This window comes from Cohnella sp. WQ 127256, from assembly GCF_024519285.1.
In the GTDB taxonomy this organism is placed as follows: Bacteria; Bacillota; Bacilli; order Paenibacillales; family Paenibacillaceae; genus Cohnella.
Map to the genome: position 1 here is coordinate 1,238,283 of NZ_JAMZCY010000001.1, position 15,645 is coordinate 1,253,927.

Genomic DNA, 15,645 nt, shown 5'->3' on the forward strand with positions numbered 1-15,645 from the left:
ACAGTTTATTACATTATCCTGCCCGTTACTTCAATGAAAAAAGCAGACTGCCGTTGCAATCTGCTTCATTCCACTATCGTGTCCCGTTAGATCAACACCTAACGATGGATTAGTTCCCTCACAAAATTAGTACTTTCCTGTAACAAAGAACGAAGCACATCTACTTCATTGCATCTCTTTTCCCAGATCGGACTTGACCAATCATAAGACTTAATAACATAGACTGCAAACTCCGTTCTATACCAGCCCACATCAACGATATAAAGATCTTTTTCGTAACTAACATGTAGAAGATCTTCATTTAAAGCAGAACCGTTCAATTGATTATAAGTTATGACCCCAGGTGTAAAATCAATATGTTCTAGTATATGTTTTCACCATCCTGATTCCGTTATCGTGTCCCGTTAGTGGAACACCTTGTACGGCACGGCTATTTCTCCAACTCATAGCGGGCCGTGATAATGCCCGACTTAAGCGTTCGGCTGGACAGCAGCTTGAGCCTGATTTTCTCACCGTCGCCGTGGAATGCCGATTTTCCGCCGCCCAAGATGACCGGACAAATCGTCAGCAGGAATTCGTCGATCAGGCCGAGCTCAAGCAACGTCTTCGCCGCCCCCGGACTGCCGAAGATAACAAGATTTTTGCCAGGCTGCTCCTTGAGCGCCTTGATTTCCTCTGCAATATTGTCCTTGATTAGCATCGTATTGTTCCATTCGACAATGTCCATCGAGCCGGAAATGACGATCTTCTTAACATCCTGTAGCCATTTGGCATGCTCCATACCGTGCCTCGACGCATCCGGATTGTCCAGCACCGTGGGCCAGTAGCTCTCCATCATCCGATACGTCGTGCGTCCGTATACGGGAGAGCCGACTTCGGCTACGACCTCCTCGGCGTATTTCTCTAATTCCTCGTTGTACGGAATCCAATCTAGTCCTCCGTTCGAATCCGACGCATACCCGTCCAGCGACACATGCATGAACAATACGAGTTTTCTCATGTTTGCTTCTCCTCCGATTTTGAATTTAGTTATTCGATTTTTTGGCAGTAGGCCATGTTTCGTCCTGCTCATACGTTCACTATAATTCATTACGTTACGTAAGGGTCAAGTGGAAATCTGAATTTTCTTCGAAGACAATAATGTTGCGAAAATCTGCCCGTTAGCGCAACGAGGTTGCCGATGCATACTAGCAGCCTCATTCCGGTTACTTATTGAGCTATAGTGTTCCGTTAGTTCAAACTCTAAGCGTCCAATTACCAATGATTTTCTAACGCTTCTTCAGATCGAGAAAAACCATTTCTGTTATAAAATTGCACACTGTTGCTACTGGGCCAAAGGATAAGAAATTCAACTTCATTTTCTTTTGACCATTTTTCCATAGCGATTTGAATCTCGGTTCCTAAACCTTTGCTTCTAAAGACTGGGCGAGTAAAGACATTGGTAACATATCCGTAATAAGGGTCTGGAGTTTTACCTGGTCTGGGTACTTTATGTATTAACTGTAAATACATTTGTGAAACTATATTTTTTTCAACTTCTGCCACCCAAATATACCAATCTCCGCTTTCAATCGCTTCAACCAAAAATTCGCTACAAATCTGGTGAAACTCCTCAAAGCTAACCGTACTAACTCCATAATCCTCCGTAGAAAAGTCCCAACGCATTTGAACAAGTCCATCTACATCGTCTAATGTTGCTAATCGTACAATAGCCATACACTCTTCCTCCTGTTTCTAGTTTTCTGAACATAACTGCCCGATAGTTGAAAGGCTGCCGATTATGCCGGCAGCCTCGTTCTGATTGCTTATTGAACTATAGTGTCCCGTTAGTTGAATGCCTCAATAGAATTAAATGCAAACATTATTTCTGCTTCACAAACCATTTCATTGTCTACCATGGCGATGCCTGTTCCTTTGACAATCAGTCCCTTGGTTCGGGTCACTTCGAATTCAAGACGGAGTTGATCCCCTGGTTTTACTTGCTTTTTGAACCGACAATTATCAATACCAGTCAGCAACCCTATCTTATGGTTATTGCTCTCTACGTTGGACATAGCGATACCACCCACCTGTGCCAGTGCTTCTACAATCAAGACTCCAGGCATGACGGGATAATCGGGAAAGTGACCAAGGAAATAAGGTTCATTGAAAGTTACATTTTTAATTCCAACGGCTTTCTTTCCCTCAACAATCTCTAAGATTCTATCGACCAAAAGAAAGGGATATCTATGTGGAATAAGCTCTTTAATTTGATAAATATCAAGCATGGATTGCCTCCTCTGATATTGGCTTATAACCATTCTAACGTCATTTGGTGAAATCAGCCATTATTAAACTAATCTGCCCGTTAGTTCAATAAAAAGAACGCTCCCGCGCCATCGCTTGGGTTACGTCCTCCTCATTATATTCCATTTCCAAATACCTATTAAAGAACGTACGCGGGTAGCATGTAGTGCTTAAACAGGGATGCCGCGGCAAATAGCGCCACTAAGCGCCTGTCGTTGGCGATCGCGACAATGTCCCCGAATTTGTGTCGTTTGAACACAATGTCCCCACTTTTGTGTCCTTGTTGCTTTTTCTGTGTGATACCCCATAAATCTATACATATTCCTTTTAGCAAGGTCCCAAAAGTAGCATTTCTAAACAGTCTGACCGCTTTCCCAGTTTTGGGAAAGCGGTCAGACTGTTTAGACGTTATTCATAGCTCTCATGAAGCTAATCACAAACGAGATAACAAAGGCAAGCACATTGATAGCCGTCGCGACGATTCCGCATACCAATCCTGCAATTGCCATACCGCGACCTTGCACCTGTACTCGCTTGATTTCTTTAAACGATAAAGACGCGAACACAATCGCAACGATACCGCTGAAGAAGCCAATGATTCCAAGGACTATGATTCCTCCTAATGGCAAAGCAATTAAGGATATTATACCTAGTACTAAGGAGGTAATTGCTTTGCCACTCGTCTTCGCCTGTGGCGGAACGTAAGATTGGGTTAGCGGAGAAAAACCGTATTGTGGCTCTTTGTGATTGTTATCCAAGGAATATCCTCCTATTAATGAGTCATTATTTCTATTATACTTCTCGTAGTAAAATACTGTAAATATTTCTCGTAAATTAAATATTTTGTCGAACCTTAATGACTCATAAATTTCCTTTAGATTATTATGTGTATCTGACTTGAGCTAAATAAACAGATCAAAATCAGATGATAGATTAATAGCAGTTAAAAAAGAGCGGGCTATCTATTCGATAACCTGCTCTTTTTCTTGATTTTTGGCTCTGCGCCTTAACTTAAGGACATTGCGGTTTAGGCGGCCTCTCCTTCACCATTTAGGTAGTACATTAAAACGTTTCGATCTCCTTCGGCTTACGCTTACGCCAAGCCAGGCTGTAAATCACAGGCAATACGACTAGCGTCAAGAGTGTTGAGGTGAACAGCCCCCCGATAACCGTAATAGCGAGTCCTCCTGACACCACACTCGTAGACGACGAGTTAGACAGTGCAACAGGCATAAGAGCCAGCATCGTTGCGAATGCAGTCATTAGAATCGGCCGCAAGCGAGTCGTGGAGGCTTCAATAATCGCTTCATTAATTGGCATGCTTGACAGACGATTCTTCTCAACGCGATCAAGCAATACGACCGCATTCGTAACGACGATGCCAACAAGCATTAGCATCCCAATCATTGCACTGATCGATAAGGCTTCGCCCGTAAGGAGTAATGCACCCAATGACCCTACAGGAATAAAGAAAAGCGAAGACAAGATAATCAATGGAGTGACGATACCGCCAAATGTCACACTCATTACGAGGAAGACAAGGCCAATGGCAACAATCATCGCGATGATCAGGCTGGTAAAGCCGGCGCTAATGGACTCCATTCCTCCACCAAAGCTTACTTCGACACCGCTAGGCAATGTCAAGCTCTTCACTTCGTCTTTAACTTGCTTTGAAACGGATTGAACCGAGCATGCCCCATATGCATCGAAGCAGCAACCAGAACCAGAAGCTCTGCGCGTATCCGTACAGGAAGGTCGTCGTTCCGGCGATGAAGATAGCCGCGACCAAACCTCCCCGGATGCTTAGCTTCGTATACAACCAGGAGATGAGCGGGCTGAGCGGTAATCGGATGAACCGATTGGCCGACAGCAGAATCCCGACTTCCACGAGCGAAGTCAACCCGGCTTCTTTCCAATGAATGGGCAGAGCGATATAGAGCATTGAATCTCCGAACAAGGAGACGGCCGTTATCAGCGCGATTAACTATATGGGTTTGGCATTGTCTCTTATTAGCGGATATCGAACGACTCTGGTATGATGCATCTCTTTCAATTGCTTACCCAGATTCGTTTCACGTTTCGATAGTACGATTCTCCCATTATAGTCTTCGATATTCAACACGCCAAGGCTGTACCCCTGCAATGCTTGCTCCTCAGTCCTCACTCTGATGTAGATAACAGCTCATGGCTACGCTAACCTGCCCGTTCGTATGCCCTCTCTATTTTTATCCCGTGACAATCGGACAATGTTCTTGTCATCTCCAAATGACAAGAACATTGTCCGATAAATAAAAAAGCCCGCAATTTACGCGAACTTCATTCGGATAATATTCTTGTCTTCCTACAGCATCGTCATTCGAATTTAACAGGTTGCCTACACTGCAAATCCCTGGATCAGGTAAATCCAACTCCACTTCTTTCGCAACTGCTTCCACTGCGCCTTGATTTCATCTCTTTTCATAAAAGTCACTTGATTCAAGTTAGAGGAACAACAATCGCTCAGAATGTTTAGTTCATAATAGCACCAAGTCTCTCTTGTCTCACGAACTGCCGTACCACATTTGTCGCATCCCTTCCTACTTCACGATGGGTGGCTGAAGCAAAGAATCGTTGCCTGAGATATCTACAAAGTATAACGGGCTAGAGTCCATAAAAAATAAAAAGATTCCGCGACGGCACGGAATCTTGTATAAAGCGATCAAAGGCTCACGATATTTACGCTCTTACTTGTGCATTATCCGTAAATAAATATCTGATACAATACAACCCACTAATTCCGACCAAGCTATATACGATGCGGCTTAACCATGAGGATACACGATGAGAATCTCCTCCGAGTAACGCGGTGACTAGGTCCCATTCAAACAAACCGATGAGGAGCCAATTCAGTGCCCCGACAACCACTAGCACCAATGCAACTTTACCCATATTTAACCACCCTTTTCGGTCATTTTCTTACAATTGTTAATATGCGTTTCTTTTCTGACAGCCATACCTAGGGCGTTCAATAAATAAAATCTAGCTTCTGCCCTTCATTAGGTGATTTATGGTAATTCTAATAATTCAAATAACCCGCTAGCACTAGGCTAAGCGAGTTATTTTTGTAAGTTTTACGTCGACCCGATCTAAAGTTCTTTCGCTACCTTATCTCTTCAGCCAGGCCAAGCAAACATCAACTTGTGCCATTTTCATCGTTTAAACTTTAACTGTGTCTGGTCTCTTGACAAGTAATGGAGGCGGAATTAGCCAACCTTTATCCTTAAGCATTCTAAGGGTTTTACCACCAAGTACCGTTTTTGCGGCAGCATATTTTGCAAATAATGCGCCGATATCTTCGCGAATACACATTGCCATTGCTTGAGTGCATGCAACAAGACCAATTGCTGTGTCCGCAGATATCGCAGCAGCAATTTCCTGATCGGCTAAACGAGCACCGACAGGAATATCTTCGAGATTGGCTTTTGGTCTGTCAGCCATTATTGGAGCAGGAGCAATACCATTCGCATTAAGTATCTCATCCAGTTCTTTTACTTCTTGTTTTGCTTGATCAATGTAGTCTTCAATCAATTTCCTTAGGTCCTTGTCACCGGTATGATTTAAATATGCTTGATAAAAAGAAATTACTGCTTTAGCTGCAGTAGAAGCTGTCCATACACTGGATACTTCACCGAAATGCATCGGCTCATCTTTTGGGTTACCGCTTAGAATTCCCACGAAAAAGTTGCCCCCTTTGTTGTAGAATCAAATGTATTTTGTCCATCATTTAGCCCCGTATCCTAATATACGCGACTACTTATTTTCCCAGATGAAGTCAGCTCGAATTAGTGTTAATTTTTCCTTCCGCTAGAGATCATAAAGATGTCCCATTAAGGACTCCGCTCTTGATCCACTTAAAACTTCAAGGAGTGAATTCGCTGTGTACTATTACAAAGAAGAGCTAATTAACATCATTCAACCGGACAAGCCGGATCCAGTTGCTGCGAAGGTACTTCAGGAAGCGCTTGGCGGACAATTCGGCGAAATGCGGACCATGATGCAATATTCCTTCCAAAGCTCTAATTTCAGAGGCAAAGAAAAACAATTTCGCGATCTTATTCGCGGGGTGTTCTTAGAAGAGATTGCTCATGTCGAGCTTGTGCAGAACACGATTAATCAGCTCCTGAACGGTTCCGGTTTAACCGTTCCGGGCGATGCGGGAATCGACGCTGCTCCGATTGACGATGCCATTAAGCATGCGAACCCCCATCACTACATCATGGGAGCGAAGAGCTCTTTGCCCGTCGATGCAGGAGGCAATCCGTGGAATGGTTCTTGGGTTTACAGTCATGGTAATTTGATTGCAGATATGTTGAACAATGTTGTCCTTGAATCGACGGGCGTCCTGCAAAAAACAAGGATTTATGAGATGAGCGCGAATAAAACGTTTCGGGAAACGTTAGGATTCCTCATCGTTCGGGACAACGCACATCAGAATGCTTTTGCCAAAGCACTTGAAACCCTAGGAGTCGACTGGGGCAAAACGTTTCCCGTACCGAATTACGATATTAACAAATACCCCGAGTGCCGCAAATTCGTCGATATGGGCTATCACAATGTTCAATTTAATTTTAGGTTAGACGAGACTCGTATCGGTGAGATCTTCCAAGGCGAAAGCCCAAGTCGAAATAGCGGTCCGCTATCCGTCACGCCTCCCCCTAAAGGCTTTCCCGTACCTCAGCTTCCGGATATGCCGAATGAACACAGCCCCGGTATTGCTGATATGTTGAGATAACATTGGATACTATATCGCCAAATTTGCCAGTAAGATCACTGTTCAACAATTAAGTTTTGTGACCCGACTTCTTGTTGCGGAAACGGGTCATTTATATTTTAAAATCATGCAGAAGGTGACGCACTCTAGTAAAATCACTTTTCCTAATTCATCACATGACTCTGCTTTCAAACAACCGCCTATCTGCAAGGAGTGCTTCTGGAGAAGTTGGAATGGGAATAAACTATACTGCCCGTTACTTCAATATAACAAAAAAGGAGCTGCCTCGAAGCAACTCCTCAACTATCGTGTCCCGTTAGTTTAATATTGAGTTTTGGTGGCTTATTAAAAAGGAGTATAAGATAGGCTAGCGCTAAATGAGAGTTGGGTGATATCAGCTGCTGAGGGATCCGTCGACATAAGCGTCCTTACACGAATACCAATACGATCACCAGCAGCGACTACTAATGATCCCAGATTTATATTTGTTGCAGTACGGAAACCGGATGGGACACCAGGTGTAATGTCTGTATTCGGAAATCCAAATCTGACTGAACTAGTCAGCGGAGTTGTTACGTAAGGTGAAGAACTATGATCAATCCCATTATTAGGAACTGAAGGTGCGCGGAATACTGTAAAATCATATTGAAGACCGAGAGTATTGATAGAAACCACTGAAGCAACCAATAAATCTACACTTATTTGTAAATTTTGAACGGTACCGGCAAAGGGAATTGGGAATGCAAAACCACCTGCTTCGGGTGGCATAGTTGATTCTCCAGAACCATCAATAACTTCAACCGTGTGATTGCCAAAACCCATTAAGATTGGAGCAGCTGATACTACTGTAGCGCCACTGAGGATGATACCCGTCGAAAATGGAATTAATCCTCCCGCTCCTGCTGGTCCCTGAGACCCTGTTGGCCCTTGCTCTCCCTGAGTCCCTGCTGGTCCTGCTGGCCCTGCTGCTCCCTGAGTCCCTGCTGGTCCTGCTGGTCCTGCTGGTCCTGCCAGTCCAGCTGTGCCAATTGCTCCTGCAAGTCCTGCTAGTCCTTGGGGTCCAAGTGCTCCTGCAAGTCCTTGGGGTCCAATTGCGCCAATTGCTCCTGCAAGTCCTGCTAGTCCTTGGGGTCCAAGTGCTCCAGCAAGTCCTTCAGGTCCAAGTGCACCAATCGCTCCTACAAGTCCTGCTGCTCCTTGGGGTCCAAGTGCTCCAGCAAGTCCTTCAGGTCCAAGTGCACCAATCGCTCCTACAAGTCCTGCTGCTCCTTGGGGTCCAAGTGCTCCAGCAAGTCCTTCAGGTCCAGCTTCTGCAATTGCTCCCGCAAGTCCTCGAAGTAATTGCCGTCCATTAGGCGGAGGACACTTTTTACAAACTATCTTTTTAATTACTCGAAGACGACGTTTCTTTTTTTTTTCTTTTGGATGGCACACAATTATGGTTTTCTTTTTACAACTTTTTTTTATATCGGGACAACTCAATAACGACACCTCCCTATAAAGATGGTTCAGTGTACGTGAGTCTGTTTTTTTAGGCATGGACTAATAGCCTGCTATTGGCTAGACTAAAAACTATTTTTAGAAAATTGGGTTTATGCTAGGGTAGTGTTATACCACAAATCCAACATTCTTTACATAATTTATTATTAAGACAACTCATCCTTCAATTCGTCAACCCAAATCACATTTGGGTCTTTTTTTTGTTCCTTCAGTACCCAGCCTCAGGGAAATGCTGAAGACAAGCAAAATAGAGCTTTTTCAAACGATTAATTAAGGATCTTCCCCCACGTGCACGCTTTGAACGCTGGGCTGAAGAATGAACGGAGAGCCTGATCGCAGCGGCCGAACGTAATCCGTCTAAGGAAGCAACGAGATGACCAGCCACTTTGTCAGTTGGAGGTCCTTGTCCAGTCGTTCTTTCGATACCAGGAGAACGTTAATGATTAAACTGTCTTCGGCTATCGCGACAATGTCCCCAAATTTGTGTCCCTAGACACATTTAATAAGCTTTAAGCCACGCTAATCTTGCTCCACAGCATCTTACCAGTTTGCTTGTACTCTAAGACCACAACGTTTTTAAAGTACACAACAGTTTTGATCGAGATAAACGTGATTGTGAAACCGAAGTAGCCGTTGGTTTTCAATCTGCGTTTTCTTCGCTGTTGACGAATTTTCTTGAATGTTTCGTGGTTAGTGCCCAGTAAATCCAAAGCTATCTGCGGATCGGATCTATTGATCTCTTTTAATATGCCGGCAAGAACCTTTGCTTCTTTGGTTCCTACGTCTTCACCGAGCTTTACTCACTTATTTTGCTCATGAGAAGTCGGATTTTCGTTTCCGTATCGGAACCAATCGAGGGCGTATACACACTGCATCTTAAATCTGTTCGACCTTGTACCTGCAGGGTTGTAAGATCGAACAACATTTTACCTACTTTCGCATGTCTAAATTCAATAAACACTTCCGGTGCCGTGCTGACATCACTCTCATTCCAGAACGCCCGAAAATCTTTGCTCCGCTCACTCATATCCTCAATAAATGCGCTGTACCAATTATCACTTACATATTGGCCATAATAGGAACGAAACATAGCTAAAAACCCTTTCGCAAAGTCGCTCCAATTGACCGCCAGGGATTTCAGTTCTTTACGCGTAAATAGCAGCCAAATCATGTTCCGCTCTCCTTCCGGCAGCTTAGCAAAATCAAGAAATACGGCCGCTGCCGCTTGATTCCAACCCACAATATGACATCTACGATCTGACACAATGGTTGGGCAATCATGGAGCTCAATTAGAATACGATTCAACGCTGGACTTATCGTGGGTATTTTATCAACAAAAGTCGTTGGCGCTGGCTGCTCTAGGGCTAACATGAATAAATACTGACGTTCATCTTCATTTAACTGTAAGGCAAAAGCGATACGGTCGAGCACTTGTACGGACATTTTGATTTCTCTGCCCTGCTCTAGCCACGTATACCAAGTCGTACTTACACCAGCAACTGTGGCAACTTCTTCTCTTCTCAAACCTGGGGTACGCCGTCGACTCCCACCGATTAATCCAACTTCATGAGGTTGTAATCGTGAACGATGAGCCGTTAGAAAATGAGATAGCTCCTGTAGCCGCTCCTTTGAGTTCATACCAAGTTCCCTCCTTAGCCTATTATCATAGCAATTATTATACTAGTATAAACGGTAACTTGTAATAGGATACAGCGTGTGACATTCTAAGTGCATATAGTCTGATCTATTCGATTGATGGAGGAAGATACTTATGAAACGCGTTGTTATTACAGGTATGGGCGTTATTACGCCTATTGGAAATCGTGTGGATACGTTCTGGGGCAATTTGACAAAGGGGCAATCTGGCATTTCTAAAATAGAGCATTTCGACACCTCTGATTACAAAACCAACTTCGCTGGTGTTGTCAAAGAATTCGATGCCGAAGCTGAAGTCGGGCGTCGCGAGGTGCGTCGCATGGATCGTTACTGCCAGTTCGCCGTTGCTGCGGCCAAACAAGCCATTGATGATGCTGGTCTAGTTATTGATGCTTCTAACGAGGAGCGTGTTGGCGTGTACATTGGTTCAGGTATCGGCGGTATTCAAACTATTTTAGACAACTATCGGACTTTGCTCTCCCGCGGGCCAAGTCGCGTCAGTCCGACTGTTGTACCGATGATGATCGCTAATATGGCTGCGGCACAGGTCAGCATTCTCTATGGAGCCAAAGGGCCGTCCCTAGCACCTGTGACCGCCTGTGCGACCGGTAACAATGCGATCGGCGAAGCCTATAAGCTCATCCAACGCGGAGGCGCCGATGCCGTTATTGCTGGAGGTGCTGAAGCGACGGTCACCGACCTGGCGCTTGCAGGCTTCGGCAACGCAACCGCGTTGTCGACGCGCAATGATGCGCCGGAGCAGGCGAGTCGCCCATTCGATGAGCAGCGCGACGGGTTCGTCTCCGCCGAAGGGGCTGGTGTGCTCGTCCTGGAGTCGCTCGAGCATGCTGAGCGACGCGGGGCTCGCATCCATGCCGAGATCGTCGGCTATGGATCCACCTCGGACGCCTACCACATCGTGGCGACCGATCCTGAAGGCTCGGGTGCCTATCGAGCCATGCGTGAAGCGCTGGTTGATGCGGGGATCGACGCGTCGGAGATCAGTACCATCAACGCTCACGCGACGAGTACCGTCGCGGGTGATCTTTCTGAGACGCTGGCCATCAAGCGACTGCTTGGCCGTGGCGCGTACGATGTGCCGATCAGCGCAAACAAGTCGATGATCGGCCACATGCTTGGCGCGGCTGGCGGAGTCGAAGCCGTCGCTTTGATCAAAACCTTACAGGACAGCCTCATCCCACCGACCATCAATCTGGACAATCCTGATCCACAATGTGATCTGGACTATGTACCGCATGTAGCGAGACGAGCGGAGCTGCAATATGGTTTATCAAGCTCATTTGGGTTTGGCGGGCACAATGCGGTGCTCATTTTGAAGAAATATGGATAACTACAAATAAACCTATCTCACAGCAAAAGAAGCAAGGGGTATTCTCCATCCAAAACGGACGAGAATACCCCTATGATTTCTTTCCACGGCTTACTAGATTTAGTCATAAAAAAACTACACCTCCAATTGTTAGATGGTGTCTAACAATTGGGGTGCAGTTCAGGTGAAAAGGCGGTTTATTAAGCTACCGTTCCCCAATAGCGGAATGAGCAATATAACTTAAATTATTAAAACTTACGTTTATGATAGGGTATACCATCGCCATCTTCACAATAGGATTTGAGACTATAAAGGAACATAGCCCAGTTGTAGTTACAGGAGCGATAAAATGGCGTTACTTCTTTCCAGTTCGTATGACGCAAAGTAATAAAAGACTTCCCGTTCTTCTCTTGAATATCAAAGGAAATAATCGTACCAATCCATTCTGGATCTGAATCTATACACTGCCAAACGACTTTTTTATTAGTGATCAATTCCTCTATTCTCATCTTAGTTATGTCATTGCTGCCGAATCGAAATTCATTAATAAAGCCAATCTGATTATTAATAAGGAGTTCATTGGTCCATATTTCCGACAGTCCCTCAGCGGTGGTTAAAGATTCATACACCCTCGACGCTGGAACATGTACGGTTTGCAAGTGCTCGATATTTGCCATGCCTTACTCCTTTCTAACTGCAATAAATTTTGTTTGATGCTTATGATAACGTATTATGGTTAAAAAAGTTTCTTTTGGATTGCTATGCAGTCATTGCAATAATTATTTGTTCAACTACAGTTCAAAGATTACTCCGTAATTTCTATGATATTATTTTCAGGATCAAGAACAACGCTTTCATAATAACCATCGCCTGTTGTTCTTGGACCATTTAATATTTGATAACTATCCTGTTTTAAGCGTTCAGTTAATTCATTTACTTAAATTGCGGCGATGCTACATCTTTGTGCTCATTCCAGAGCTTTTCAGGACCAGTTATAAAATGATTCACAAGTAATAAATATTCAGGGCTATACTCGAATGCTAGCGACCAGCGTAGAAATGCAGCTGTTATGGCACGGAGCGGAATCGTCCACTGAAGAAGCAAAAGACAATGTCACCGTGTAAACTGCAACATATATATATCTAATGCCCTAACAATAGCAGCAACAGCCTGGGCGCGAGTGGAGCTTGCATTCGGAGCGAACTTATTATCTACGATTCCTCCGAGTAGTCCAAGCTTGCCTGATAAAGCTGCAGCGCCTCTTGCCCATGCCGGAATCGTTTCGTCGTCGGCATATCCGGTTGGCGCTAATTTATCTTTAACTAAACTCACCATCAAAATAATTAACTCCATCATCTCCGCATGAGTAATGTTGTCTTGCGGACGAAAAGTTCCATCAGGATAACCGTTAATGATACCTAGCCTTACGGCTTTTGATATTGATTGCACGGCCCACGGCTCTATCTTGGATTTATCCTTAAATGGAAGCAGCGTCAAACTACTAACCATACTAACACCACCAAAATTATAAGCATCCATCAACATAACGGCAAACTCTGAACGGGTAACGAACTCATCTGGACGGAATGTCCCATCTGGATAACCCTTGATGATCTTCTTATCGAAAGCATTCACGATATCCGCATTCGCCCAATGTTCGGCAATATCGGAGAATGACATGCTCTGATCGATTTCGATTGGACTTACTTCCGGATTGGGACTGATTGGTTTGATTGGTTGAGTAGCAAACATAGAGGGATGAGGCATGACTATAAAAATGGTTAGAATAAACAGCATAATACGTGATACTTTCGGCTGGACAGAGCCCCATAGTTTCAACAGACACACCTCCTCTTTCGTAAGAGTATATCACAAATATTTACAGCATTGTTTTACAATCTAAGCTCTGTATAGTACCACTATTGTGCGTTTTGTCATGACACAAAAGCCGATACATAAAAACAAAGAAGCTTGATTTCTCAAGCTTCCGCGCGCTCAGTTATGTCCGCATTTTAGTTTTAATATAGCTTAATTTTAGAATACTAATGGTTTAAGCCAGGTACGTTCATTTCGATGCTCTACTTCCAATGGGGCATCAAAAAAGCTGGATAATAATTCAGTGTTCATTAACTCTTGTGTGTCGCCTGCCTTAAAGATCTCGCCGTTTTTAATTAAGAGTGTTTTACGGAACACAGGCATAATTTCTTCAATATGATGCGTCACAAACAATAGCGTAGGTGCGTTATCTTGCTTAGCTATTTTCTCCACTATACTAAGGAGCAACTCACGGGCAAAAACGTCTAAGCCAGTACAAGGTTCATCTAAAATGAGTAACTCTGGAGAGGCCATTAATGCTCTTGCTATAAGTACCCGTTGACGTTCTCCCTGAGAAAAGGTGTCATATCTACGTTCTGTCAGTTTTTCGCATCCCAACAAGTTTAATAAATCATGTGCTTTTTCTAAATCCTCTTGTCCGGTATTGTCATATAATCCAATTGTGGCGAACTTTCCGCTCAAAACTGTATTTAAAGCCGTTTCACTCCCATATAAGCGCTGTTGAAGTGATGAACTTACCCAACCAATCGACTTGCGAAGCTCCCTCAAATCAATTTCTCCAAATTTTTCCCCTAAAACAGTGACTTCCCCTATTGTTGGCCAAATGTACCCATTAATCATGTTCAAAAGTGTTGTCTTTCCAGAACCGTTTAACCCGACAATACACCAATGTTCACCTGAATGAACTTTCCAACTTACATTATTTAATATCTTAGATTTTTCACGAAGCCAGCTAACATTCTCAACATTAATAATCAATTTTCTACTAATCCCTTTCTATGATTTTCGAATAAAGCCTTGAACGGGTAAATCTTAATCGTTAAATTTTACCATGTTTATCCATTTATCACCACAATATATTCAGGTGAGGGATAGTTAGCTGAATCTGATCCAGGTACCCATAAAAAAGACAGACTGCTCGAAAGATAATCCTTCCGGCAGTCCGTCCTATTTAATCCTAAAGCTAATCCGACCCTAATCATCATCCTCGAAGTTTACGCTCTAGGATTACTGCCGAAGAAAGCCTCAATCTCCCTCTCGACGCTATCCTGCGAGTCTGATCCATGAATAACGTTGAACTCGACAGACGTACCGTAATCTCCGCGAATCGTACCAGATGTGGCTTTCACCGGATTGGTCGCGCCGATCATGCTTCTTCCGATCTCCACTGCGTTTTCCGCTTCCCAGATCATCGCGAATACCGGACCGGATGTAATATAATCAACGAGTTCTTGAAAGAAAGGCTTGTCTCTGTGCGCACCATAGTGTTTCTCCGCATGAGCTTGATCCACATCTACCAGCTTGGCATCGACAAGGCGGAATCCCCTCTGTTCGAATCGTCTCACGATTTCGCCGACTAATCCTCTGCGCACTCCATCTGGTTTGATCATAATAAACGTCTTAGTTTTATCCATGGGTTTGTCTTCCTCCTTCGCGACTTTATCGTTAGTATACTCAGTTCCAGCCTATAGAAGTGTAACATTACTCACAACTCTTGTTACGAATATTCGACTTTTGCGATACTGGAAATTGACTAATAGTTTCAGGCAGTTAACTTCTCCAAAATAGCCAATATACTTTTATTTTGTTAATATCCATTTTTCTGGGTCCGGAGGTTTTGGTATCTGAACAATAGCTCTGTCAGCGCGAAACCAAGCAGTATGTTGAGCTCCATTTAATTCATACGTTATCTGATAATGATCACCGAAATCTTTAGCCCTTGAAGGCTTATTAAAAGGAGTCTGATTAGAACGGACTTTTTGAATAGTAACTATCGTCCCTTCAATTGATTGGATTTTATCTATTATTTCACTTTTATTCATCTTCACCTGATGTTTTCGTATTTGACCAAAGTATATAGCAATTCTAACTCCAGTAAAAATAATTAATATAAATAGAAAAATAGCAATTTTTCCGTATGTAGGAACCATCTAAAAACTCCTTATCTCAATTTACTTTATAATACATAAGTAAATCCCTTTTGTAAGTTCCATATAATGTCTCTAATTATTAGCGATTGAGCATAACTGCCCGTTAGTTAAGAAAACGACAGCCATTATGAAGGCT

At 43.6% G+C, this 15,645-nt stretch carries 17 protein-coding genes and 1 pseudogene; 2 read left to right on the forward strand and 16 right to left on the reverse strand.

Annotated elements, in window-relative coordinates; translation table 11 throughout:
* Positions 1–430 precede the first annotated feature (430 nt).
* From M1K58_RS05405 to M1K58_RS05440, 8 genes are all read right to left on the reverse strand, one after another.
* A complete protein-coding gene (locus M1K58_RS05405; protein WP_256757635.1) occupies positions 431–1,000 on the reverse strand; it encodes a dihydrofolate reductase family protein in 570 nt (189 codons plus the stop codon).
* A gap of 254 nt (positions 1,001–1,254) precedes the next feature.
* Entirely contained in the window at positions 1,255–1,716 is a 462-nt protein-coding gene (locus M1K58_RS05410) for a GNAT family N-acetyltransferase (protein ID WP_256757636.1), read from the reverse strand.
* 110 nt (positions 1,717–1,826) lie between these two features.
* Positions 1,827–2,267 carry a 3-hydroxyacyl-ACP dehydratase FabZ gene (fabZ, locus tag M1K58_RS05415; RefSeq protein WP_256757637.1) on the reverse strand — a complete coding sequence of 147 codons (441 nt, stop codon included), beginning with the start codon at positions 2,265–2,267 and terminating at the stop codon, positions 1,827–1,829.
* Positions 2,268–2,687: 420 nt separating this feature from the next.
* Positions 2,688–3,044, reverse strand: a complete 357-nt coding sequence (locus M1K58_RS05420) for a DUF4190 domain-containing protein (RefSeq protein ID WP_256757638.1) — start codon at positions 3,042–3,044, stop codon at positions 2,688–2,690.
* Between the two features lie 304 nt (positions 3,045–3,348).
* Entirely contained in the window at positions 3,349–3,939 is a 591-nt protein-coding gene (locus M1K58_RS05425) for an efflux RND transporter permease subunit (protein WP_256757639.1), read from the reverse strand.
* 7 nt (positions 3,940–3,946) lie between these two features.
* Positions 3,947–4,228 carry an MFS transporter gene (locus M1K58_RS05430; RefSeq protein WP_256757640.1) on the reverse strand — a complete coding sequence of 94 codons (282 nt, stop codon included), beginning with the start codon at positions 4,226–4,228 and terminating at the stop codon, positions 3,947–3,949.
* A gap of 773 nt (positions 4,229–5,001) precedes the next feature.
* Positions 5,002–5,214, reverse strand: a complete 213-nt coding sequence (locus M1K58_RS05435; protein WP_256757641.1) for a DUF378 domain-containing protein — start codon at positions 5,212–5,214, stop codon at positions 5,002–5,004.
* Positions 5,215–5,481: 267 nt separating this feature from the next.
* Entirely contained in the window at positions 5,482–6,000 is a 519-nt protein-coding gene (locus M1K58_RS05440; protein ID WP_256757642.1) for a DUF3231 family protein, read from the reverse strand.
* A 202-nt stretch (positions 6,001–6,202) separates the two neighbouring features.
* Here M1K58_RS05440 and M1K58_RS05445 point away from each other — a divergent pair, with 202 nt between their 5' ends.
* Entirely contained in the window at positions 6,203–7,057 is an 855-nt protein-coding gene (locus M1K58_RS05445) for a manganese catalase family protein (RefSeq protein WP_256757643.1), read from the forward strand.
* A 324-nt stretch (positions 7,058–7,381) separates the two neighbouring features.
* On the opposite strand, the gene M1K58_RS05450 is transcribed toward M1K58_RS05445, so the two are convergent.
* Together M1K58_RS05450 and M1K58_RS05455 are read right to left on the reverse strand one after the other, a co-directional pair.
* Positions 7,382–8,470 (reverse strand): collagen-like protein, encoded by a 1,089-nt coding sequence (locus M1K58_RS05450; protein WP_256757644.1) that lies wholly within the window; start codon positions 8,468–8,470, stop codon positions 7,382–7,384.
* 862 nt (positions 8,471–9,332) lie between these two features.
* On the reverse strand, positions 9,333–10,175 hold the full coding sequence (locus M1K58_RS05455; protein WP_256757645.1) for a helix-turn-helix transcriptional regulator: 843 nt from the start codon (positions 10,173–10,175) through the stop codon (positions 9,333–9,335).
* A 133-nt stretch (positions 10,176–10,308) separates the two neighbouring features.
* Between M1K58_RS05455 and fabF the strand changes: the two genes are divergently transcribed.
* Positions 10,309–11,544: a beta-ketoacyl-ACP synthase II gene (gene fabF, locus M1K58_RS05460; protein ID WP_256757646.1), complete on the forward strand. Its 1,236-nt coding sequence runs from the start codon at positions 10,309–10,311 to the stop codon at positions 11,542–11,544.
* A gap of 227 nt (positions 11,545–11,771) precedes the next feature.
* Here the strand turns inward: fabF and M1K58_RS05465 are convergent, their stop codons facing one another.
* The 6 genes and pseudogenes from M1K58_RS05465 to M1K58_RS05490 all read right to left on the reverse strand — a co-directional run bounded on the left by M1K58_RS05465 (position 11,772) and on the right by M1K58_RS05490 (position 15,509).
* Positions 11,772–12,200: an SRPBCC family protein gene (locus M1K58_RS05465; RefSeq protein ID WP_256757647.1), complete on the reverse strand. Its 429-nt coding sequence runs from the start codon at positions 12,198–12,200 to the stop codon at positions 11,772–11,774.
* 128 nt (positions 12,201–12,328) lie between these two features.
* Positions 12,329–12,460, reverse strand: a pseudogene (locus M1K58_RS05470) (VOC family protein); the annotation flags it as partial.
* Positions 12,461–12,636: 176 nt separating this feature from the next.
* Positions 12,637–13,362 carry an S-layer homology domain-containing protein gene (locus tag M1K58_RS05475; protein ID WP_256757648.1) on the reverse strand — a complete coding sequence of 242 codons (726 nt, stop codon included), beginning with the start codon at positions 13,360–13,362 and terminating at the stop codon, positions 12,637–12,639.
* Between the two features lie 195 nt (positions 13,363–13,557).
* Positions 13,558–14,337: an ABC transporter ATP-binding protein gene (locus M1K58_RS05480; RefSeq protein ID WP_256757649.1), complete on the reverse strand. Its 780-nt coding sequence runs from the start codon at positions 14,335–14,337 to the stop codon at positions 13,558–13,560.
* 236 nt (positions 14,338–14,573) lie between these two features.
* Positions 14,574–14,993, reverse strand: a complete 420-nt coding sequence (ndk, locus tag M1K58_RS05485; RefSeq protein WP_256757651.1) for a nucleoside-diphosphate kinase — start codon at positions 14,991–14,993, stop codon at positions 14,574–14,576.
* Between the two features lie 165 nt (positions 14,994–15,158).
* Positions 15,159–15,509, reverse strand: coding sequence for a hypothetical protein (locus M1K58_RS05490; RefSeq protein ID WP_256757652.1), 351 nt, complete (start codon positions 15,507–15,509; stop codon positions 15,159–15,161).
* Between the last annotated feature and the right edge of the window lie 136 nt (positions 15,510–15,645).

Bases quoted from the DNA above. Each gene is read 5' to 3' on its own strand.
- M1K58_RS05410 (WP_256757636.1), bottom strand. From the start codon at position 1,716: ATGGCTATTGTACGATTAGCAACATTAGACGATGTAGATGGACTTGTT.
- M1K58_RS05435 (WP_256757641.1), bottom strand. From the start codon at position 5,214: ATGGGTAAAGTTGCATTGGTGCTAGTGGTTGTCGGGGCACTGAATTGG.
- M1K58_RS05430 (WP_256757640.1), bottom strand. From the start codon at position 4,228: ATGCTCTATATCGCTCTGCCCATTCATTGGAAAGAAGCCGGGTTGACT.
- M1K58_RS05465 (WP_256757647.1), bottom strand. From the start codon at position 12,200: ATGGCAAATATCGAGCACTTGCAAACCGTACATGTTCCAGCGTCGAGG.
- ndk (WP_256757651.1), bottom strand. From the start codon at position 14,993: ATGGATAAAACTAAGACGTTTATTATGATCAAACCAGATGGAGTGCGC.
- M1K58_RS05455 (WP_256757645.1), bottom strand. From the start codon at position 10,175: ATGAACTCAAAGGAGCGGCTACAGGAGCTATCTCATTTTCTAACGGCT.
- fabF (WP_256757646.1), top strand. From the start codon at position 10,309: ATGAAACGCGTTGTTATTACAGGTATGGGCGTTATTACGCCTATTGGA.
- M1K58_RS05490 (WP_256757652.1), bottom strand. From the start codon at position 15,509: ATGGTTCCTACATACGGAAAAATTGCTATTTTTCTATTTATATTAATT.
- M1K58_RS05405 (WP_256757635.1), bottom strand. From the start codon at position 1,000: ATGAGAAAACTCGTATTGTTCATGCATGTGTCGCTGGACGGGTATGCG.
- fabZ (WP_256757637.1), bottom strand. From the start codon at position 2,267: ATGCTTGATATTTATCAAATTAAAGAGCTTATTCCACATAGATATCCC.